Genomic DNA, 20,225 nt, shown 5'->3' with positions numbered 1-20,225 from the left:
CTTCTTTAGACCGGGCCCATTCTGCCCTGGCCATCCTCGGCCGACGCGCGCGGGGAAACGCTCAGCGGATAAACCGGGGGAGTGCCGCCGAATTCCGGACACACCGAACGGTGGTCGCACCAGCCGCACAGCTTCGTCGGCCGCGGCCGCCAGTCACCCGTCTCCGTGGCCACCCGGATCGCCTCCCAGAGCGCCAGCAGCTTGCGCTCCATCCGCTCGAGGTCGGCCGTGACCGGGTCGTACGTCAGCACGTCGCCGCTGCCCAGATACACCAGCTGGAGCCGGCGCGGCACCACCTGCTTCAGCCGCCAGATCACCAGCGCGTAGAACTTCATCTGGAACAGCGCGCCTTCGCTGTACTCAGGACGCGGGGCCTTCCCCGTCTTGTAGTCGACGATCCGCACCTCGCCGGTCGGCGCGACGTCCACCCGGTCGATCACGCCGCGCAGCCGCAGCCCCGACTCCAGCTCCGTCTCCACGAACATCTCCCGCTCGCGGGGCTCGAGCCTTGTCGGGTCCTCCAGCGTGAACCAACGCTCCACCAGCTGCTCCGCCTCACCGAGCCAGCGCGACAGCCGCTCGCCGCCGGGGTCCTCGGAGAACAGCTCGCCGAGCTCCGGACGCGTCTCGAGGAGCCGGTTCCACTGGCCGGGAACCATCGCCTTGGCGCGCGGCGCCGTCCGCTCGGCCGCCGGATCGTCGAAGAGCCGCTCCAGCACGGCGTGCACCAGCGTCCCCCGGGTAGCCGCTTCGCTGGGCTTCTCCGGCAGCCTGTCGATCACCCGGAACCGGTAGAGCAGGGGGCACTGCATGAAGTCGCTCGCACGCGAGGGTGACAGCGACGTGGGCGGCGCGCTCCGCGCGGGCTGCTCCGTGCCCTCGTCGCCGACGGCGGGTGCCGTGGCCGCGCCGGGCCCCCCGGCCGCGCCGGACGCGGCGTCGGCCGTGCCGTCCATGGGGACGGCGGGCGCCGGCTCATCGACGACTTCCGGCCGGACGGCCACGGCCGGCCGGGGGACCACCGGCGTGGCGGACCCGTCGGTGGCCGGCTCTGCGGGCTGCTGGCTCGTACTCATGACGCAGACCCTACGGCCCGCCACCGACAGCGAGCGGCATACCATCGACCACAGACCCCGAGCACTGCATGATTTCGAGCGACGACCATTCGCAACGACCCCATTCACAACGAAGGGAACCCGTGAACGAGGACGACACGAGCGGTGAGCGCGAGCGGTCCGGGCCGGACAAGACGTCCGGCAAGGGCAGACCGCGGCGCCCCGCCGAGCCGGGCGGTGGCCTCCTCATGGGCCGCCCCTTCGGCGTGCCCGTCTACGTCGCCCCCAGCTGGTTCGTCGTCGCCGCCCTGATCACCTGGGTCTTCGGCGGGCAGCTCGACCGCGTGCTGCCGGAGCTCGGCGGCGCACGCTACCTCGTCTCGCTGTTCTTCGCCGTGGCCTTCTACGCCTCGGTCCTCGTCCACGAACTGGCCCACACCGTCGCCGCGCTCCGGTTCAAGTTGCCGGTGCGCCGGATCCAGCTCCAGTTCTTCGGCGGCGTCTCCGAGATCGAGAAGGAGACGGAGACCCCGGGCCGTGAGTTCTGGCTCGCCTTCGTCGGGCCGCTGCTCTCCCTCGCCCTGGCCGGGGTCTTCTACCTCGGCATGTACGCGGTGGAGCCGGGCACCGTCCCCGGCGTGCTCCTCGCCGGCCTGATGATCTCCAACCTCATCGTCGCGGTCTTCAACCTGCTGCCGGGCCTGCCCCTGGACGGCGGCCGGATGCTGCGCGCCGTGGTGTGGAAGATCACCGGCCGGCCCATGGCCGGCACCGTCGCCGCCGCCTGGGTCGGCCGGGCGCTCGCTGTCGCCGTCCTCATCGGCCTGCCGCTCCTCACCCACACCGGCGCCCTTGGGAACTCCACCGAGGAAATCGGCGGGATGGAGACCGTCACCGACGCCCTGCTGGCCGCCATCCTGGCCGCCATCATCTGGACCGGCGCCGGCAACAGCCTGCGGATGGCCCGGCTGCGGGAGCACCTGCCGGAGCTGGCCGCCCGCGCCCTGACCCGCCGCGCCGTCCCCGTCGAGGCGGACACCCCGCTGTCGGAGGCCCTGCGCCGCGCCAACGAGGCCGGAGCCCGCGCCCTGGTCGTGGTCGACGGACACGGCGACCCGACCGCACTGGTCCGCGAGGCGGCCATCGTCGGCGTCCCAGAACACCGCAGGCCCTGGGTCGCCGTCGGCGGCCTGGCGCAGGACCTCACCGAGGGTATGAAGGTCCCCGCGGAGCTCGCCGGAGAGGCCCTCCTCGACACCCTGCGGGCCGCACCCGCCACCGAGTACCTCGTGGTCGAGGAGTCCGGCGAGATCTACGGCGTGCTGTCCGCCGCGGACGTCGAGCGGGCCTTCGTCGCAGCCATGGCACGGCCCGGTTCCTGAAGCCCATACACTGGTCACATGTCCGAACCGACCGGTGCCGCCCGCCGTCGCGGGCCCTTCAAGGTCGGGGACCAGGTCCAGCTCACCGACCCCAAGGGACGCCACTACACGTTCACGCTCGAGGCCGGGAAGAACTTCCACACCCACAAGGGTTCCTTCCCCCACGACGAGCTGATCGGTGCTCCTGAGGGCAGTGTTGTCCGAACCACGGGAAACGTCGCCTACCTCGCGCTGCGCCCCCTGCTCCCCGACTACGTCCTGTCCATGCCCCGCGGCGCCGCCGTGGTCTACCCCAAGGACGCGGGGCAGATCCTGGCCTTCGCCGACATCTTCCCCGGCGCCCGCGTCGTGGAGGCCGGGGTCGGCTCGGGCTCGCTCAGCAGCTTCCTCCTGCGCGCCATCGGCGACCACGGCATGCTGCACTCCTACGAGCGCCGAGCGGACTTCGCCGAGATCGCCCAGGCGAACGTGGAGCGCTACTTCGGCGGTCCGCACCCCGCCTGGCAGCTCACCGTCGGCGACCTCCAGGACAACCTGACCGACGCCGACGTCGACCGGGTCATCCTCGACATGCTCGCCCCCTGGGAGTGCCTCGAGGCCGTCTCCAAGGCGCTGGTCCCTGGCGGCATCCTCTGCTGCTACGTGGCCACCACCACCCAGCTCGCGCGCACCGTCGAGTCCATCCGCGAGATCGGCTGCTTCGCAGAGCCGCAGCCGTGGGAGTCGATGATCCGCAACTGGCACGTCGAGGGCCTGGCCGTGCGCCCCGACCACCGGATGATCGGCCACACCGGCTTCCTGGTCACCGCCCGCCGTCTCGCCGACGGCGTCGAGCCCCCCATGCGCCGCCGCCGGCCCGCCAAGGGAGCCTACGGCGAGGACTACGAGGGCCCCAACAAGGGCTGACCGGCCGTCGCCGACCGCCCGCAACACACTCACGCCGCCGTCGAGTTCCCGTGCCCCGCACCGAACTCGACGGCGGCTTCCTCATGTTGGCCGCCGGCACCTTTACCCGAGTCTTACGGACCCCGCTGTTCCGGTCCTCTGTGACGTATGGCACGATGCTGGCCACCCCCACCGGCAGAGCCCCCTCAGGAGACCACTCGCGTGCAGAACTCCGTCGCCGTCCCGGACCTCGCGCACACCCACGCCCGCCCCGTGCACTGGCTGGCCACGGCGGCGGCGATGGCCGCGGTGGTGGCGGGCGCGGGGCTGCTCCAGCCCGACGCCGCGACGGCCTCCCAGCCCGGCGCCGGCCCCGGCACCACGACGGCCGCGGCCCCGGCTCCCGCGCCGGATCCGGCCGCCGTGCGGCTGCCCATCGAATGCGGCGGACTTCCGAGCGTGGTCACGAAGAAGGCGACGGGCGACCTCGACGGCGACGGCAGCCCCGAGACGGTGGTGGCCGCGCGCTGCGACGCCGGCTCCGGCACGCCGCCCAGCGGGCTCTATGTGCTGGCAGGCGGCCGTGACGGCGGGCCACGGGTGGTCGCCACCCTGGTGGAGCCCGCGGGGAAGCAGAGCGTGGGCGGTCTCGCCGTACGTGACCGGACGATCACGGCGACCCTGCTCGGCTATTCGTCGGCCGCCGTGCCCAGCTGCTGCCCCGACGAGCAGGAGCGGGTCAAGTGGCAGTGGCAGGGCGGCAAGTTCGTCCGCGGCGACCAGGCCGAGGAACTCGGCGCGTGACCCGTATGTGATCCGTCACTCCGCGTCGGGACCGTAGACCTCGACGTTGTCCGAAACCCGTCGCACGTGGATGCAGTCGCCCGGGCACTCCTTCGCGGAGTCCACCACGTCGTTCAGCAGCGGGAGCGGCACCGGTGTTGTGGCGCCCGGGGCCTGGAGCAGCTCGTCGTCGGCCGACTTCACATACGCCAGACCGTCGATGTCGAGCTCGAAGACCTCAGGGGCGTACTGCGCGCAGATTCCGTCCCCGGTGCAGAGGTCCTGGTCGATCCAGACCTCGAGCGCTTCGGCGGCGCCGTCGGTGGGAACCTCGTGCTGCACGGTCATATCTCCTGCCGTTTCCTTCGTCGGGCGTGGCTCTGTGAAGCAAGTCGTGCCGCCGTTGACGGGTGTTGAACGCTTCGACGATACAACCGCCCGCTTTCCGATGTTGCTGGGTGGGTATCCCCTGGGTATTCCCCTCGCAGGAGCAAGAGCGCAAGGGTGAAGATCGGACACACCCCTTCCGTCTTTGTGATCTAGGGGTTTCAATCACCACCCACACAGGTAGGGTCAGGAAGCGTCCAGCTCCCCTTGGAGGAGGTGAGGACCGTGGCAGCCCACGACGACGACATCAACCGCGGCATCCGGCCGGGGCGGGGGTCTGAAGACCCAGCCGGCCAGGTTGCCTATCTCGAGCAGGAAATCGCCGTCCTGCGCCGCAAGCTCGCCGACTCTCCGCGACACACGAGGATTCTCGAAGAGCGGATCGTCGAGCTGCAGACCAACCTGGCCGGCGTGTCCGCTCAGAACGAGCGGCTCGCCAACACACTCCGTGAGGCCCGCGACCAGATCGTGGCCCTCAAGGAGGAGGTCGACCGGCTCGCGCAGCCGCCGGCCGGCTTCGGTGTCTTCCTGCAGGCGAACGAGGACGGCACGTGCGACATCTTCACCGGGGGCCGCAAGCTCCGGGTGAACGTCAGCCCCAGCGTCGAGCTCGAGGAGCTCCGGCGCGGCCAGGAAGTCATGCTCAACGAAGCGCTCAATGTGGTCGAGGCCATGGAGTTCGAGCGCGCCGGGGACATCGTCACCCTCAAGGAGATCCTCGAGGACGGCGAGCGCGCCCTGGTGATCGGCCACACCGACGAGGAGCGGGTGGTGCGGCTCGCGGAGCCGCTGCTCGAGATGAACATCCGGCCCGGGGACGCCCTTCTGCTCGAACCCCGCTCCGGTTACGTCTACGAGGTGATCCCCAAGAGCGAGGTCGAGGAGCTCGTCCTCGAGGAAGTCCCCGACGTCGACTACGACAAGATCGGCGGACTCGGCGGCCAGATCGAGATGATCCGCGACGCCGTCGAGCTCCCGTACCTGCACCCGGATCTCTTCAAGGAGCACGAACTGCGGCCGCCGAAGGGCATCCTGCTCTACGGCCCGCCCGGCTGCGGCAAGACGCTGATCGCCAAGGCCGTCGCCAACTCCCTTGCCAAGAAGGTCGCCGAGGTGACCGGCCAGCCCGCGGGGAAGAGCTACTTCCTCAACATCAAGGGCCCCGAGCTCCTCAACAAGTACGTCGGTGAGACCGAGCGCCACATCCGCCTGGTCTTCCAGCGTGCTCGTGAGAAGGCGAGCGAGGGAACTCCCGTCATCGTCTTCTTCGACGAGATGGAGTCCCTCTTCCGCACCCGTGGATCCGGCGTCAGCTCGGACGTGGAGAACACCATCGTCCCGCAGCTCCTGGCCGAGATCGACGGTGTCGAGGGCCTGGAGAACGTGATCGTTATCGGCGCCTCCAACCGCGAGGACATGATCGACCCCGCGATCCTGAGGCCCGGCCGGCTCGACGTCAAGATCAAGATCGAGCGTCCGGACGCGGAGGCCGCCAAGGACATCTTCGCCAAGTACCTGACCCCCTCGCTCCCGCTGCACGCCGACGACCTCGGCGAGCACAACGGATCGAAGGAAGCCGCGGCACACGCCATGATCCAGTCGGTCGTGGAGCAGATGTACGCGGAGTCCGAGGAGAACCGCTTCCTCGAGGTCACGTACGCAAACGGCGACAAGGAAGTCCTTTACTTCAAGGACTTCAATTCCGGCGCGATGATCCAGAACATCGTCGACCGGGCCAAGAAGATGGCCATCAAGGCCTTCCTCGACCACAACCAGAAGGGCCTTCGCGTCTCCCATCTCCTCCAGGCTTGCGTGGACGAGTTCAAGGAGAACGAGGACCTGCCCAACACCACCAACCCGGACGACTGGGCCCGAATCTCCGGTAAGAAGGGCGAGCGGATCGTCTTCATCCGCACCCTCGTCACCGGAAAGCAGGGCGCGGACACCGGTCGATCCATCGATACGGTGGCGAACACCGGTCAGTACCTGTAAAAGGCACACCGGCTGCGGATGCCGGCGGTCCCCCGCCGAAGGCAGGGGGACGGGCATCCGCAGCCGGTTGCTTTCCGGACAGGTCGGACCACACCGGAGCAATGACGAAATTGATCTCCCCACCCACGCAGCGGCGTTCTAGGCTCGTCCGTACCGTCGGGTCACGCAGTGCGGGGACGGGCACCGCGCGCACACCGGAGCACCCGCGGTACTTGAGCGCCGTTCCCGGAGGGGAACGACGCCGGGCAAGGAGGGCCGCATGACCGTACGGCGAGTAATGGGCATCGAGACGGAGTACGGGATCTCCGTCCCCGGCCACCCGAACGCCAATGCCATGCTCACCTCGTCCCAGATCGTCAACGCGTACGCGGCGGCGATGCACCGGGCGCGCCGCGCCCGCTGGGACTTCGAGGAAGAGAATCCGCTGCGGGACGCCCGTGGCTTCGACCTCGCCCGCGAGGCCGCCGACTCCAGCCAGCTCACCGACGAGGACATCGGCCTGGCCAATGTGATCCTCACCAACGGCGCCAGGCTCTACGTGGACCATGCCCACCCCGAGTACAGCTCCCCCGAGATCACCAACCCGCTCGACGCCGTCCTGTGGGACAAGGCCGGGGAGCGGATCATGGCCGAGGCGGCCGCGCGGGCCGCGCAGCTCCCGGGCGCCCAGCCGATCCATCTCTACAAGAACAACACCGACAACAAGGGCGCGTCCTACGGCACGCACGAGAACTACCTGATGAAGCGGGAGACCCCGTTCTCGGACATCGTGCGCCACCTGACGCCGTTCTTCGTCTCCCGGCAGGTCGTCACCGGCGCCGGCCGGGTGGGAATCGGCCAGGACGGCCACGAGCACGGGTTCCAGATCAGCCAGCGCGCCGACTATTTCGAGGTCGAGGTGGGGCTCGAGACCACTCTCAAGCGCCCCATCATCAACACCCGGGACGAGCCCCACTCCGACGCGGAGAAGTACCGCCGCCTGCATGTGATCATCGGCGACGCGAATCTCTCGGAGATCTCGACGTACCTCAAGCTGGGCACCACGGCCCTGGTGCTGTCGATGATCGAGGACGGCTTCATCGCGGTGGACCTCGCGGTCGAGCAGCCGGTGCGCACCCTCCACCAGGTCTCCCACGACCCGGGCCTCCAGCAGCTCGTCACGCTCCGCAGCGGCCGCACACTCACCGCCGTACAACTCCAGATGGAGTACTTCGAGCTCGCCCGGAAATACGTCGAGGAGCGCTACGGCGCCGACGCGGACGAGCAGACCAAGGACGTGCTGACCCGCTGGGAGGACACCCTCAACCGGCTCGAGAACGACCCGATGAGTCTGGCCGGCGAGCTCGACTGGATCGCGAAGCGCGAGCTCATGGAGGGCTACCGCAGGCGGGACGACCTGGACTGGGACGCCGCCCGGCTGCACCTGGTGGACCTGCAGTACGCGGACGTGCGGCCCGAGAAGGGCCTGTACAACCGTCTGGCGTCCCGCGGCAGGATCAAGCGCCTGCTGGACGAGAGCGCGGTGGAACGGGCCATCACGCAGCCTCCTGAGGACACCAGGGCCTACTTCCGCGGCCGCTGCCTCGAGCAGTACGCGGACGACGTGGCGGCCGCCTCGTGGGACTCGGTCATCTTCGACCTCCCGGGTCGTGACTCCCTGCAACGGGTCCCCACGCTGGAGCCGCTGCGGGGCACCCGCAACCACGTGAAGGAGCTCCTGGACCGCTGCCGCAAGGCGGAGGACCTGCTCCGGGTCCTCGGCGGGGGCTGAAACGGCTTCCGTCCGGGAATCATGAAGGTGGGTCCCGGACGTTGGAGGAAGTGCGGGGCCGATGTCGGACCCCGCGAGTAGGGTCTGATCAAGAACGTCGAACCGAGCGGGGTGAGGTGCATGGCGACCAAGGACACCGGCGGCGGACAGCAGAAGGCGACGCGCTCCACGGAGGAGGTCGAGGAGCAGGCGCAGGAGGCGCAGGCTGCGGAAGACCTCAAGGAGCGCCAGGAGAAGCTCTCGGACGACGTCGACTCGGTTCTTGACGAGATCGACGATGTCCTCGAGGAGAACGCCGAGGACTTCGTGCGGTCATTTGTGCAAAAGGGCGGAGAGTAGCCCTGGTTGCCCGCCCTGGTGCCGCTGGTGAAAGCCGGGGGCACCAGGGCGGATGACTGGCGACAGCACGGGTAATGTCCGTGCACAGTTCGAAAGATCGGCCCGCGCGGGATGCGGCGGGCCGCCGCCTATCCGGAAGGACACGCGTGGAAGCCAACCCTCGTAGCACCGGGCGTCTGCCGGCAGCCTTCCTGACGCCGGGTTCGTCGTCGTTCATGGACTTCCTGGGCGACCACTCGCCCGACCTGCTGCCCGGCAGGCGCACGCTGCCGCCCGTGCAGGGGGCCATCCAGGCGCCGCACGGGACGACGATCGTCGCCACGACGTTCCCCGGCGGCGTGGTCCTCGCCGGTGACCGGCGGGCCACGATGGGGAACATGATCGCCCAGCGCGACATCGAGAAGGTCTTCCCCGCCGACGAGTACTCGGCGGTGGGCATCGCGGGCACCGCCGGTCTCGCGGTGGAGATGGTCAAGCTGTTCCAGCTCGAGCTGGAGCACTTCGAGAAGGTCGAGGGCGCCCAGCTCTCCCTCGAGGGCAAGGCCAACCGCCTCTCCACGATGATCCGCAGCAACCTCGGCATGGCCATGCAGGGCCTCGCCGTCGTCCCGCTGTTCGCCGGTTACGACATCGACCGCGAGAAAGGCCGCATCTTCTCGTACGACGTGACGGGCGGCCGCTCCGAGGAGCACGGTTTCGCGGCCACCGGTTCGGGCTCGATCTTCGCCCGCGGGGCGATGAAGAAGCTCTACCGCGAGGACCTGACCGAGCAGCAGGCCACCACGCTGGTGATCCAGGCGCTGTACGACGCGGCGGACGACGATTCCGCGACCGGCGGCCCGGACGTGGCCCGGCGCATCTACCCGATCGTCACCGTCATCACGGACGAAGGCTTCCGCCGGCTCACCGAGGCCGAGACCTCCGAGATCGCGCGTTCGATCCTCGAGGGCCGTCTCACCCAGCCCGACGGCCCCCGCGCCGCTCTCCTGTGACGGCCGCGATGTACCCGCTCTCGACAGAAAGGGACGGATAGCCGGTGTCGACGCCGTTCTATGTCTCACCTCAGCAGGCCATGGCCGACCGGGCGGAGTACGCCCGCAAGGGCATCGCCCGTGGCCGCAGCCTCGTCGTGCTGCAGTACGCCGACGGCATCGTCTTCGTCGGCGAGAACCCGTCCCGTGCCCTGCACAAGTTCAGCGAGATCTACGACCGCATCGGTTTCGCCGCGGCCGGCAAGTACAACGAGTACGAGAATCTGCGGATCGGCGGCGTGCGCTACGCGGACCTGCGCGGCTACACCTACGACCGTGACGACGTGACGGCCCGCGGCCTCGCGAACGTGTACGCCCAGACCCTGGGCACGATCTTCTCGAGCGCCGGTGAGAAGCCCTACGAGGTGGAGCTGGTGGTCGCCGAGGTGGGCGCCTCTCCCGAGGGCGACCAGATCTACCGGCTGCCGCACGACGGTTCGATCGTGGACGAGCACGGCTCGGTCGCGGTGGGTGGCAACGCGGAGCAGATCAGTACGTTCCTGGACCAGCGGCACCGAGACGGCATGTCGCTCGCGGAGGCGCTGAAGCTGGCCGTGCAGGCTCTTTCCAGCCAGTCGAACGGCAGTGACCGGGAGATCCCTGCGGACCGCCTCGAGGTCGCGGTCCTGGACCGTACGCGCCCGCAGCAGCGGAAGTTCAAGCGGATCGTGGGCAGGCAGCTGGCGCGGCTGCTGGAGGCCGACGGCGCCGCTTCCACCCCGACGGACGCGCCCTCCGACGAGGAGACGGACGAAGGGACGACCGGGGGGACGACCGGCGGGACGGCCGGGGCCGGGGAGTAACCCGCCGACGACGGCTCGCCCCGGACCGCCCGTGTGGTCCGGGGCGCAGTCATGTCCGGGGCGAGGGGTCTGCCGGCGACGCGGTGCGCGGGGCGTCGTGCCGGCACCGTCCTGCCCGGACCGGTTCCGTGCCCGTCGGCCCCGGCGTAGGCCCAGGCGCGCGTTTACGCCCCTCGGGGGCACCGGGGTGAGCCTCAGGCCGGCGGGGGAGCGGAGGAGCCCCGTACGACGAGCTCGACGGGGAGGCTGCGCCCCTCGGGGCGCCGGCCGTCGAGGACCGCGAGCAGCGCGTCCATGCCCCGCTCGCCCACCTGCTCGGCGGGCAGGCGGACGGTGGTGAGCTCGGGCTCCACGGCGGTCGCCAGGGCGAGGTCGTCGAAGCCGGTGACGCTGACGTCCTCGGGCACCCGCAGGCCGAGCCGGCGGGCCGCCTTGCAGGCGCCCGCGGCCAGGATGTCGTCGTCGCACACGACGGCCGTGGGGCGTGGGCCAGGGGCCGTGAGGGCCCGTACGGCGGCTTCTGCGGCGCTGTGGACGTCGAGCGGCGCCGGGACGGTGCGCACCTGTGTGCCGGTGACCCGGCCGGCCGCCTCGTGGAGCGCACGGGCGCGTACGTCGAAGGTCCAGGAGGCGACCGCCGAGGCGAGGTGGACGATCCGCCGGTGGCCGAGAGCGGTCACGTGGTCGATCACCTGCCGCATGCCGTCGGCGATGTCGAGGTTGACGTGGGCGGCGGCGCCGGTGTCGGCGGGGTCGCTGTCGAGCATGACCAGCGGCAGGTCGGTCCCGCGGATCGCCGTGAGCGCCTGCGCGGCCATCGAGGAGGCGATGACGCCGTCGAGGGCCGCGCGGGCGGACGCGAACGGGTCCTTGGCGGGCCCGACACCCTCGGGGGACGGGTAGAGCACGACACCGAACCCGTGGCGGGCGGCGACGGCCGCGGCGCCCGTGTAGACGCGGGCGAAGAACTCGTTGGTCAGCGCGGGGACGACGAGGAGCGCGGTCCTGGTACGGCCGAGGCGGAGGTTGCGGGCGGCGAGATTCGGCCGGTAGCCGAGCTCCTGGGCGGCCTCGCGGACCAGCCCCGCGGTCCGCTCGGAGACGCGGCCGCGCCACTTGTCGCCGAGCACGAGCGAGACGGTGGCCTGAGAGACCCCGGCGACGCGGGCGACATCCCTGCTGGTGGGGCGGGCGGAGTCCGCTCCGGCCCAGGGACGGTCCTGCTGGGACCGGTGTGCCATCTGTTCGCCGTCCTCGGCCGCCCGTCGGAGATGTCGCGACGTCCGGGGCGGCGGCGCTGTGGACCCGCGGACTGTCGACATGGTACGTATGGACCCTCACGTTATACGTAAAACCTCGACGGAAGCCGGGGGAGAGGGGACGGCATGGCCGCCGGGTACGCAGACATCCTCAAGGCCCCGCATGCGGCACGCCTGCTCACCGGCACCCTGGTCGGGCGGCTGCCGAACGCGACCGCGCACATCGCCATCGTGCTGTTCACCCGCGCGGAAGGCGGCAGCTACACGCTCGCGGGCGCGCTCGCCGCCGTCTACGGCCTCGCCACCGCCGTCGGCCAGCCGCTGCTGGGCCGGGCCGTCGACCTGTACGGGCAGCCGCGGGTGCAGCTGCCCGCCGCCGTCGTCTCCGCACTCGGCATGTTCCTCCTCGCGGCGGCCGGCACCGGATCGCTGGTCCTCGCCTACGCCGCCGTGAGCGTCGCGGGCCTGTTCACCCCGCCGCTCGAGGGCGGGCTGCGAGCGCTGTGGCCCAGCGTGCTGGGCCGCGAGGACCGTGTGCACCGGGCGTACGCCATGGACGCGGTCGCCCAGGAGATCATGTTCACCGTCGGACCGCTGCTCGTGACGCTGCTCGTGTCGCTGTGGTCGCCCGGCGCCGCACTGTTCGTCATCAACGTCATCGGGGTCGTAGGCGCTCTGTCGGTCGTGATGTCGAAGCCGTCCCGCGCCTGGCGCTCCGCGCCCCGGGAGGCCCACTGGCTGGGCGCGCTGCGCTCGCCGGGACTGCTCGCCCTCCTCGGCGCGTTCTTCTTCGTCGGCCTGGCCCTCGGTTCGATCACGGTCGCGGGCGTGGCCTACGCCGACGACCACGGGCGCGAGTCGGTGTACGGCTGGCTGATGGCCGCGCTGGGCCTCGGCGCCCTCGTCGGCGGCTCGGTGTACGGGGCGCGGCAGTGGGCAGGCGCCCCTGAGCGGCGGCTGCGGATCATCGTGGCGCTGCTGGCGGCCGGGTACCTCCCGCTGATCCTCACCCCCGGCGTGGCCGCCATGACGGCCCTGTCGGCCGTCGCGGGCGTGTTCCTCGCGCCGGCGATCGCCTGCGCCTTCATCGTCGTCGACCGGCACGCGCCGCGCGGCACGGTCACCGAGGCGTTCTCCTGGCTCGTGACCACCTTCGGCGTGGGCGCGGCCGCCGGCACGGCGGTGGCCGGCCCGGCCGTCGAGATCGGCGGTACCGCGTGGAGTTTCGCGGTCGCCGGGGCCGGAGGGATCGCGGCGCTGCTGGTTCTGACGGCCACTCAGCGGGTACTCGCGGTTCCCGGCCGCACCGACGGCATCACGGGCTCCGGAAGCCACTCATCGGAAAATGATCGAAACGGTGCCGCCCAACCCGGTTTCAGCTCAGGCCGTGAGGCGTAATGTTCAGACATGGACCGCCGCATTTTCGGGCTGGAGAACGAGTACGGCGTCACGTGCACGTTCAGGGGACAGCGCCGACTGTCACCTGACGAAGTGGCGCGCTACCTCTTCCGCCGTGTCGTGTCATGGGGCCGCAGCAGCAATGTCTTTCTGCGGAACGGAGCCCGCCTGTACCTCGACGTGGGTTCGCATCCGGAATACGCAACACCTGAATGCGACAACGTGACCGAGCTGGTCACGCATGACAAGGCCGGCGAGCGCATTCTCGAAGGCCTTCTCGTCGACGCCGAACGCCGCCTGCACGAGGAGGGAATCGCGGGCGACGTCTATCTCTTCAAGAACAACACCGACTCGGCGGGAAACTCCTACGGCTGCCACGAGAACTATCTCGTCGCGCGCCATGGCGAGTTCTCGCGGCTGGCCGACATCCTGATTCCGTTCCTCGTCACGAGGCAGTTGATCTGCGGCGCGGGAAAGGTGCTGCAGACGCCCCGGGGAGCGGTCTTCTGCGTCAGCCAGCGCGCGGAGCACATCTGGGAGGGCGTCAGTTCCGCCACCACCCGCTCGCGCCCCATCATCAACACCCGTGACGAACCGCACGCGGACGCCGAGCGCTACCGCCGGCTCCATGTCATCGTCGGCGACTCCAACATGTCGGAGACGACGATGCTGCTGAAGGTCGGCGCGACGGACCTCGTCCTGCGCATGATCGAGGCGGGCACGGTCATGCGCGACCTCACGCTGGAGAACCCGATCCGGGCCATCCGCGAGGTCAGCCACGACATAACGGGTCAGCGCAAGGTGCGCCTGGCCAGCGGCCGGGAGGCCTCCGCGCTCGAGGTCCAGCGGGAGTACTACGAGAAGGCCGTCGACTTCGTCGACCGCCGCGGCATCCGCACCGGCACGGTCGAGCAGGTCCTGGAGCTCTGGGGCCGCACGCTGGACGCGATCGAGGAGGAGGACCTCGACCGGATCGGCACCGAGATCGACTGGGTCATGAAGTACAAGCTGCTGGAGCGGTACCGCGCCAAGCACAACATGTCCATGTCGCATCCGAGGGTCGCGCAGATAGACCTCGCCTACCACGACATCCACCGCAGGCGCGGGCTGTACTACCTCCTCGAGAAGAAGGGCCAGGCAGCCCGGATCTGCAACGACCTGAAGATCTTCGAGGGCAAGTCGGTGCCCCCGCAGACCACCAGGGCGCGGCTGCGCGGCGACTTCATCCGCCGGGCGCAGGAGCAGCGGCGGGACTTCACCGTCGACTGGGTGCACCTCAAGCTCAACGACCAGGCGCAGCGCACGGTGCTGTGCAAGGACCCCTTCCGGTCGGTCGACGACAGGGTGGAGAAGCTCATCGCCGGCATGTGATCCCGGTCCGTCGCACTCGTGTCGGAACGTCACCCGGGCCCCGTACGTTTCTCGTGCGGGGCCCTCGGCACGCCCTAGAGTGTCCGCATCTACCAAGCCGTTAGAGATCTGAGGAACACGTGCGCCGACTTGCCGGCCTGCTCGTCGTACCCCTGCTGCTGTTGACGACAGCGGCATGCGGTGACGACAAGGGCTCCGATTCCGCTTCCACCTCGATGACGAACGGGCTGCCCACGATCACCGAGGGTGCAAAGTTCGGCGAGAAGCCGACCCTTGCCAAGGGCGAGGGCGAGCCTCCCAAGGACCTGAAGGTCAACGTCGTCAGCGAGGGCAAGGGCCAGACCCTCAAGAAGGGCGACGTCGCCCAGGTCGACTACCTGGGCCAGGTGTGGGACGGCGAGGAGCCGTTCGACAACAGCTTCGACCGCGGCGAGCCGTTCACCGTGACGCTCGGCGGCGGCGGTGTCATCGAGGGCTGGCAGAAGGCGCTCGACGGCCAGAAGGTGGGCAGCCGTCTCGAGGTGGCGATCCCGCCGGAGCTCGGTTACGGCGCGCAGGAGCAGGGCAGCATCCCGGCCAACTCCACGCTGGTCTTCGTCATGGACATCGTCAAGGGCACCACGCTCCCGACGTCCGCCAAGGGCAGCGAGGTCGCCCAGGACAACATCGACCTGCCCAAGGTCGGCACGAACACCGACGGCGAGAAGCCGTCGCTGACGGTGCCCAAGAAGGACGCGCCGTCCAAGCTGGTGTCGAACTACGTGATCGAGGGAACCGGTCCCGCGGTCAAGGCCACGGACACCCTGTCCGTGAAGTACCAGGGCGTCCTGTGGAAGGACGGCAAGGAGTTCGACAGCAGCTACGCCAGGGGCAACGCGCCGGTGAGCTTCCCGCTCGCCCAGGTCATCCCGGGCTGGCAGAAGGGCCTCGAGGGCAAGAAGGTCGGCAGCCGCGTGCTGCTCGTCGTCCCGCCGGACATGGGCTACGGGGACCAGGAGCAGCAGGGCATCCCGGCCAAGTCCACCCTCGTCTTCACGGTCGACATCCTGGCCGTTCAGTAGGGACGACCGGGACGTTCTGCAAGACTGTCCCGGTTGATCACACAGAGAAACGCAAGGAGCAAGACCGTGAGCATCGAGAAGCCCGAGATCGACTTCCCGGGCGGCGAGCCGCCGGCCGACCTGGAGATCAAGGACATCTGGGAGGGCGACGGCCCGGTGGCGAAGGCGGGCGACACCGTCTCCGTCCACTACGTGGGCGTTGCCTTCTCCACCGGTGAGGAGTTCGACGCCTCCTGGAACCGCGGCACCCCGCTGCAGTTCCAGCTGGGCGTCGGCCAGGTGATCTCCGGCTGGGACCAGGGCGTGCAGGGCATGAAGGTCGGCGGGCGCCGCCAGCTGACCATCCCGGCGCACCTCGCCTACGGTGACCGCGGCGCCGGCGGCGGCGCCATCGCCCCGGGCGAGACGCTGATCTTCGTCTGCGACCTCGTCGCGGTCTGAGGCCTCGCAGAGCGACGACGCGAGGGCCCGTGCCTGCCGGCACGGGCCCTCGCTTTTGTCGGGACACCCTGGGGCGGTACGGTCGACGGGCGTAAGGGATTTCATAAAAGAGGTGAAGGGCGTCGATGGCGATTGCCAAGGCCGAGCGGCTGATGAATCTGGCGCTGTGTCTGCTGGGGACCCGGCGTCCCCTCAGCAAGCGCGAGCTGCGCGGGTCCATCGAGGCCTACCTCGAAGCAGGTTCCGACGACTCGTTCAACCGGATGTTCGAGCGGGACAAGGACGATCTGCGGGAACTCGGCCTGGTGATCGAGACGGTGGAGTCCCTCGACGGGGACATCGGCTATCTCGCGCGCCGCGACAGCAACCGGCTGCCGCCCATCACCCTGGACGCCGAGGAGGCCGCCGCCCTGGGCCTGGCCGCCAAGGTGTGGCAGCAGGCGCGGCTCGCCGGGGCCGCCAGCGGCGCCCTGCAGAAGCTGCGGGCGGCCGGCATGCCGGAGGCCGAGGACGCCTACGAACTCCACCACAGCGCCCTCGAACCGCGCATCCCCGTGCATGAGGCGGCCTTCGAACCGCTGATGCTGGCCTGCCGCGACCGCCGGCCGGTCCTCTTCGACTACCGCAAGGCCAATTCGGCCCGTCCCGAGCAGCGCCATGTGGAACCGTGGACGCTCGAGTGCTGGCGGGGCCACTGGTACCTGGCCGGCTTCGACCGCAGCCGTGGCGCCGAGCGGGTCTTCCGCCTCTCGCGCATCACCGGCAAGGTGCGTACGTCCCGTTCGGGAGCGTTCACCGCGCCCGTACCCGACGTCGTCACCGTCCGCGAGACCGTCGAGAGCTGGGCCGGGGAGACGGCGACCCGTTCGGCTCGCATCAGGCTGCGGACCGACTGCGGCTACCCGCTGCGCTCGAGGGCGACCGAGGTACGGGAACTCGGCGACGGGTGGGACGAGTTGGAGATCCCGTACGGACACGGTCTGGACGCCTGGCTCGTCGAGTTCGGCCCGGACGTCGTCGTGCTGGAGCCCGCGGACCTGCGGGCGGACGTGGTCGACCGGCTGCGCGCCGTGGCCAAGGGCTGAGGGGGCGCACGACATGGCGATCAATGCCATCGACCAGACCCGGCGGATGCTGTCGCTGGTGACGTATCTGCGCGAGCGCCCCGGCGCCCGTATCGCGGACGTCGCCCGCGCCTTCGGCATCACCGAGGACGAATTGATCTCCGACCTCGACGTGCTGCCCATGTGCGGGACGAGTTTCCGCGGCGGCGACCTGCTCGACATCGACACCGACGGCGAGCGGATCTGGTGGCGCAACCCGGACGCGTCAGGCGAGTCCACCGCCGAGCCCCTGCGGCTCGCAGCCGACGAGGCGACCGCGCTGCTGGTCGCGGCCCGCGCCGTCGCCACCCTGCCCGGACTGCGGGAGGGCGACCGCGAGGCGCTGGTACGGGCCACCGCCAAGATCGAAGGCGCGGCCGGCGAGGCGGCGGGCGCCTCCTCCCGGCTCTCGGTGACCTTCGAATCGGAGGGCGGGGTCTTCGCCGAGGTGGACCGGGCGATCTCCGAGCGCCGGCGGCTCTGGCTGAAGTACTACTCGCCCGCGCGCGACGAGCTCACCGAGCGCGAGGTGGACCCGATCCGGCTCTTCGCCGTCGGCCACACCTACATGGAGGCCTGGTGCCGCCTCTCCGAGGCGCGCCGCACCTTCCGGCTCGACCGGGTCGCGGAGATCCGGCTGCTCGACGCCCCCGCCGCGCCGCCCGAGATCGAGCTGCGCGACCTCTCCGAGGGCCTGGTGCAGCCCTCCGCCGACGATCCCGAGGTCGTCGTGGAGGTGGCGCCCGGCGGACGCTGGGTCGCCGAGTACTACCCGCACGACCTGGCGGAGGAGCTGCCCGACGGCGGTCTGCGCATCACGCTGCGTACGCCGTCGCCCGCCTCACTGCGCCGGCTGGCGCTGCGGCTGGGCAGGGACGGCCGGATCGTGTCGCCGCAGGACCTCGTGGACAGCGCCCGCACGGCCGCGCGCGAGGCGCTCACCGCCTACGAGGCCGAGGAGCACCGCGCAGAACGCCAGGAGCACCAGGACCGTCAAGAACAGGGAGCCGGCGCCTGATGACCCTGACACCCGGTGTTCCGGCGATGACGCCTGTCCCCGCCCGTGTCGGGCCGGTGCTCTTCAAGGCCGCGTGCCCCGACTGCCGCGCCCGGTTCGAGCTGTCCGCCGGCGCCCTGCGCCTGGCGATAGGCGGCAGCCGCCGCACCACGTTCTACTCCTTCACCTGCCCCGAATGCGGCTCCGCGGTCCGCAAGCCGGCAGGGGAACGCATCGTGGAACTGCTCACCGGCGGCGGGGTGCGGACACTGCGCCTGCATTCCACCGTGTGACGTCCCGCTCGGAAACCGCTCCAGGAACGGTCTAGGCTCTGCGCATGTTCTGGCCCATGCTCGCCATCGCACTCGGCTTCCTCGGGATCGCCGTCCTCGGCGTCCTCGGTATCAGGGTCTTCATCGAGGCCCGGCGTCTGGGCAGCGAGGTCGCCCGCACCACGGACCGGATCAACAGGGCAGCGGAGGACCTGGAACGGGCCGCCACGTCCCTGGCCCGCTCGGGCGAGACTCTCCGCTGAGCGGACGGGACGCTCGAGCCCTGCCGGAGACCGCGGACGCCCCCTGCTGCGGCACAGGCCCTGGCGGTACGCTGCTGATGGCGGCACCGGTGATGAGGCGCCGACCGCTGACGGGAGTACGCACGGGGATTGCCATGCGTTTACCCGTGCGAGTTACGATCGCTGCCGGTCGCGGTTCGGACGCCTGTCCTACCGCGATCAGCAGCCAGAGCCCCAAGCCGCCTCGGTGAGAAGGTAGACACAGTTATGTTCCGACAGATCGGGCCCACCGAGATCATCATCATCGCGCTCCTCATCCTGCTGCTGTTCGGCGCCAAGAAGCTTCCGGACATGGCGCGTTCGCTCGGCAAGTCGGCGCGGATCCTGAAGAGCGAGGCCAAGGCGATGAAGTCCGAGGGCCAGCCCGCGGCGGCCCCCGCGGAGCCCAAGGACCCGGCCCAGGGCGACAGCCAGACCCCGCACCGCACCATCCAGGCGGCGCCCGGCGACGTCACCAGCGCCCGCCCCGTGAGCGAGCCCACCGACACCCCCCAGCGCTGACCCAAGGTCACGTGACCGTGGCCTGCCGCACGAGATGAGGACGTGGGTTGCTCAAGCCTGCCCGCTCGAAACTGAAGGAGAAGGACCCCGAGGGGCGCATGCCGCTCGCGGACCATCTTCGTGAGCTCCGCAACCGGCTCGCGAAGGCGATGCTGGCGATCGTCATCGCCTCCATCGCCGCGGTGGCGTACAGCCAGGAGCTGATGGAGTTCCTCACCTCACCGGTGCCCGAGTGCGTCGGGGACGGCCCCCAGAAGGGCGGCGTCTGCGCCAGGGTCGTCTACACCGACCTCCTGTCGCCGTTCACCACGACCGTCAAGGTCGTGCTGATGGCGGGCATCATCGTGTCCTGCCCGGTCTGGCTCTACCAGATGTGGGCCTTCGTCGCGCCCGGCCTGCACAAGAACGAGAAGAAGTACAGCTACTACTTCGCCGCCGCGGCCGCGCCGCTGTTCGCCGGCGGCGCGTACTTCGCCTACCTCGTCATGCCGGTGAGCATGAAGGTCCTGCTCTCGATCACGCCCGCGCCCGCCGAGAACCTGCTGAGCGTGGACAAGATCCTGGACTTCACGGTCCGGATGGTGCTGATCTTCGGTTTCTCGTTCGAGCTGCCCCTGCTCCTGATCATGCTGAACCTGACCGGGATGGTGACCGGCCGGCGGATGCTCGGCTGGTGGCGCGGCGCCGTCATGGGCATCTTCGTCTTCGGCGCGATCGCCACCCCCTCGACCGACCCGCTGGGCATGGTCGCCCTGTCCGGTCCGATCATCCTGCTCTACTTCTGCGCGGTCGGGTTCTCGATGCTCAACGACCGGCGCCGCCGCCGTAACGACCCCGACGCGGAACTCGACGACGACGAGGCCTCCGACCTCGACCTCACGCCGGCCGCGCTCGGCGAGGTGGAGCCCGTCTCCGCCACGGCGCGCGCGCTGCCCGAGCAGGCCACCGGCGAGGCCGACGGCGGCCGCACGAACCGCCTGAACGGCTACGACGACATCACCTGAGGCGCGACCGCCATCAGGCCCGTGAGCGGGGCCCGCCGATCCGGCGGGCCCCGCCCGCGTATGCATCGCCGCAGGCCCTCGCGGGTAC

21 protein-coding genes are annotated in these 20,225 nt (G+C 70.2%); 18 read left to right on the top strand and 3 right to left on the bottom strand.

The window, feature by feature from the left end; all coding sequences use genetic code 11:
• Nucleotides 1-5: 5 nt before the first annotated feature.
• Nucleotides 6-956 carry a RecB family exonuclease gene (locus ACIPJI_RS30215; protein WP_402250112.1) on the bottom strand — a complete coding sequence of 317 codons (951 nt, stop codon included), beginning with the start codon at nucleotides 954-956 and terminating at the stop codon, nucleotides 6-8.
• Nucleotides 957-1,198: 242 nt separating this feature from the next.
• On the opposite strand from ACIPJI_RS30215, the gene ACIPJI_RS30210 reads away from it, so the two are divergent.
• From ACIPJI_RS30210 to ACIPJI_RS30200, 3 genes are all read left to right on the top strand, one after another.
• Nucleotides 1,199-2,437: a site-2 protease family protein gene (locus ACIPJI_RS30210; RefSeq protein WP_307705516.1), complete on the top strand. Its 1,239-nt coding sequence runs from the start codon at nucleotides 1,199-1,201 to the stop codon at nucleotides 2,435-2,437.
• 18 nt (nucleotides 2,438-2,455) lie between these two features.
• Nucleotides 2,456-3,343, top strand: a complete 888-nt coding sequence (locus tag ACIPJI_RS30205; protein WP_005319518.1) for a tRNA (adenine-N1)-methyltransferase — start codon at nucleotides 2,456-2,458, stop codon at nucleotides 3,341-3,343.
• A gap of 201 nt (nucleotides 3,344-3,544) precedes the next feature.
• Nucleotides 3,545-4,126, top strand: a complete 582-nt coding sequence (locus ACIPJI_RS30200; protein WP_402249931.1) for a hypothetical protein — start codon at nucleotides 3,545-3,547, stop codon at nucleotides 4,124-4,126.
• Between the two features lie 15 nt (nucleotides 4,127-4,141).
• Here ACIPJI_RS30200 and ACIPJI_RS30195 read toward each other — a convergent pair whose 3' ends face one another.
• Entirely contained in the window at nucleotides 4,142-4,453 is a 312-nt protein-coding gene (locus tag ACIPJI_RS30195) for a ferredoxin (RefSeq protein WP_307705514.1), read from the bottom strand.
• Nucleotides 4,454-4,717: 264 nt separating this feature from the next.
• Here ACIPJI_RS30195 and arc point away from each other — a divergent pair, with 264 nt between their 5' ends.
• From arc to prcA, 5 genes are all read left to right on the top strand, one after another.
• A complete protein-coding gene (arc, locus tag ACIPJI_RS30190) occupies nucleotides 4,718-6,484 on the top strand; it encodes a proteasome ATPase (RefSeq protein WP_307705513.1) in 1,767 nt (588 codons plus the stop codon).
• 259 nt (nucleotides 6,485-6,743) lie between these two features.
• Nucleotides 6,744-8,255: a depupylase/deamidase Dop gene (gene dop, locus ACIPJI_RS30185; protein ID WP_356621162.1), complete on the top strand. Its 1,512-nt coding sequence runs from the start codon at nucleotides 6,744-6,746 to the stop codon at nucleotides 8,253-8,255.
• A gap of 120 nt (nucleotides 8,256-8,375) precedes the next feature.
• Nucleotides 8,376-8,594 carry a ubiquitin-like protein Pup gene (locus ACIPJI_RS30180; RefSeq protein WP_037777052.1) on the top strand — a complete coding sequence of 73 codons (219 nt, stop codon included), beginning with the start codon at nucleotides 8,376-8,378 and terminating at the stop codon, nucleotides 8,592-8,594.
• 146 nt (nucleotides 8,595-8,740) lie between these two features.
• Nucleotides 8,741-9,586, top strand: coding sequence for a proteasome subunit beta (gene prcB / locus ACIPJI_RS30175; protein ID WP_189475232.1), 846 nt, complete (start codon nucleotides 8,741-8,743; stop codon nucleotides 9,584-9,586).
• A gap of 44 nt (nucleotides 9,587-9,630) precedes the next feature.
• The gene (gene prcA / locus ACIPJI_RS30170) at nucleotides 9,631-10,428 is read left to right on the top strand and encodes a proteasome subunit alpha (protein ID WP_356621163.1); all 798 of its coding nucleotides are present in this window, start codon (nucleotides 9,631-9,633) and stop codon (nucleotides 10,426-10,428) included.
• A gap of 194 nt (nucleotides 10,429-10,622) precedes the next feature.
• On the opposite strand, the gene ACIPJI_RS30165 is transcribed toward prcA, so the two are convergent.
• Nucleotides 10,623-11,669, bottom strand: a complete 1,047-nt coding sequence (locus ACIPJI_RS30165; RefSeq protein ID WP_356621164.1) for a LacI family DNA-binding transcriptional regulator — start codon at nucleotides 11,667-11,669, stop codon at nucleotides 10,623-10,625.
• A gap of 144 nt (nucleotides 11,670-11,813) precedes the next feature.
• Between ACIPJI_RS30165 and ACIPJI_RS30160 the strand changes: the two genes are divergently transcribed.
• From ACIPJI_RS30160 to tatC, 10 genes are all read left to right on the top strand, one after another.
• Entirely contained in the window at nucleotides 11,814-13,085 is a 1,272-nt protein-coding gene (locus ACIPJI_RS30160; RefSeq protein WP_356621165.1) for an MFS transporter, read from the top strand.
• 9 nt (nucleotides 13,086-13,094) lie between these two features.
• A complete protein-coding gene (gene pafA / locus ACIPJI_RS30155; RefSeq protein WP_307705509.1) occupies nucleotides 13,095-14,456 on the top strand; it encodes a Pup--protein ligase in 1,362 nt (453 codons plus the stop codon).
• 119 nt (nucleotides 14,457-14,575) lie between these two features.
• Nucleotides 14,576-15,517, top strand: a complete 942-nt coding sequence (locus ACIPJI_RS30150) for an FKBP-type peptidyl-prolyl cis-trans isomerase (protein WP_159693630.1) — start codon at nucleotides 14,576-14,578, stop codon at nucleotides 15,515-15,517.
• 66 nt (nucleotides 15,518-15,583) lie between these two features.
• Nucleotides 15,584-15,958: an FKBP-type peptidyl-prolyl cis-trans isomerase gene (locus ACIPJI_RS30145; protein ID WP_159693632.1), complete on the top strand. Its 375-nt coding sequence runs from the start codon at nucleotides 15,584-15,586 to the stop codon at nucleotides 15,956-15,958.
• Between the two features lie 125 nt (nucleotides 15,959-16,083).
• Nucleotides 16,084-17,043, top strand: a complete 960-nt coding sequence (locus ACIPJI_RS30140) for a YafY family protein (RefSeq protein ID WP_307705508.1) — start codon at nucleotides 16,084-16,086, stop codon at nucleotides 17,041-17,043.
• 13 nt (nucleotides 17,044-17,056) lie between these two features.
• Entirely contained in the window at nucleotides 17,057-18,079 is a 1,023-nt protein-coding gene (locus ACIPJI_RS30135) for a helix-turn-helix transcriptional regulator (protein ID WP_402249926.1), read from the top strand.
• Nucleotides 18,079-18,351, top strand: coding sequence for a hypothetical protein (locus tag ACIPJI_RS30130; protein ID WP_307705506.1), 273 nt, complete (start codon nucleotides 18,079-18,081; stop codon nucleotides 18,349-18,351). The genes ACIPJI_RS30135 and ACIPJI_RS30130 overlap by 1 nt, the downstream gene beginning before the upstream one ends.
• A 44-nt stretch (nucleotides 18,352-18,395) precedes the next feature.
• Nucleotides 18,396-18,593 (top strand): hypothetical protein, encoded by a 198-nt coding sequence (locus tag ACIPJI_RS30125; RefSeq protein WP_307705505.1) that lies wholly within the window; start codon nucleotides 18,396-18,398, stop codon nucleotides 18,591-18,593.
• 246 nt (nucleotides 18,594-18,839) lie between these two features.
• A complete protein-coding gene (gene tatA / locus ACIPJI_RS30120) occupies nucleotides 18,840-19,133 on the top strand; it encodes a Sec-independent protein translocase subunit TatA (RefSeq protein ID WP_159693640.1) in 294 nt (97 codons plus the stop codon).
• Nucleotides 19,134-19,231: 98 nt separating this feature from the next.
• Nucleotides 19,232-20,137: a twin-arginine translocase subunit TatC gene (tatC, locus tag ACIPJI_RS30115; protein ID WP_356621280.1), complete on the top strand. Its 906-nt coding sequence runs from the start codon at nucleotides 19,232-19,234 to the stop codon at nucleotides 20,135-20,137.
• The last annotated feature ends 88 nt before the right edge of the window (nucleotides 20,138-20,225 follow it).

Source organism: Streptomyces sp. NPDC086835 (assembly GCF_044745705.1).
GTDB lineage: Bacteria > Actinomycetota > Actinomycetes > Streptomycetales > Streptomycetaceae > Streptomyces.
The sequence above is the reverse complement of the archived record's forward strand: the minus strand, read 5'-3'. Positions and strand labels throughout refer to the sequence as shown.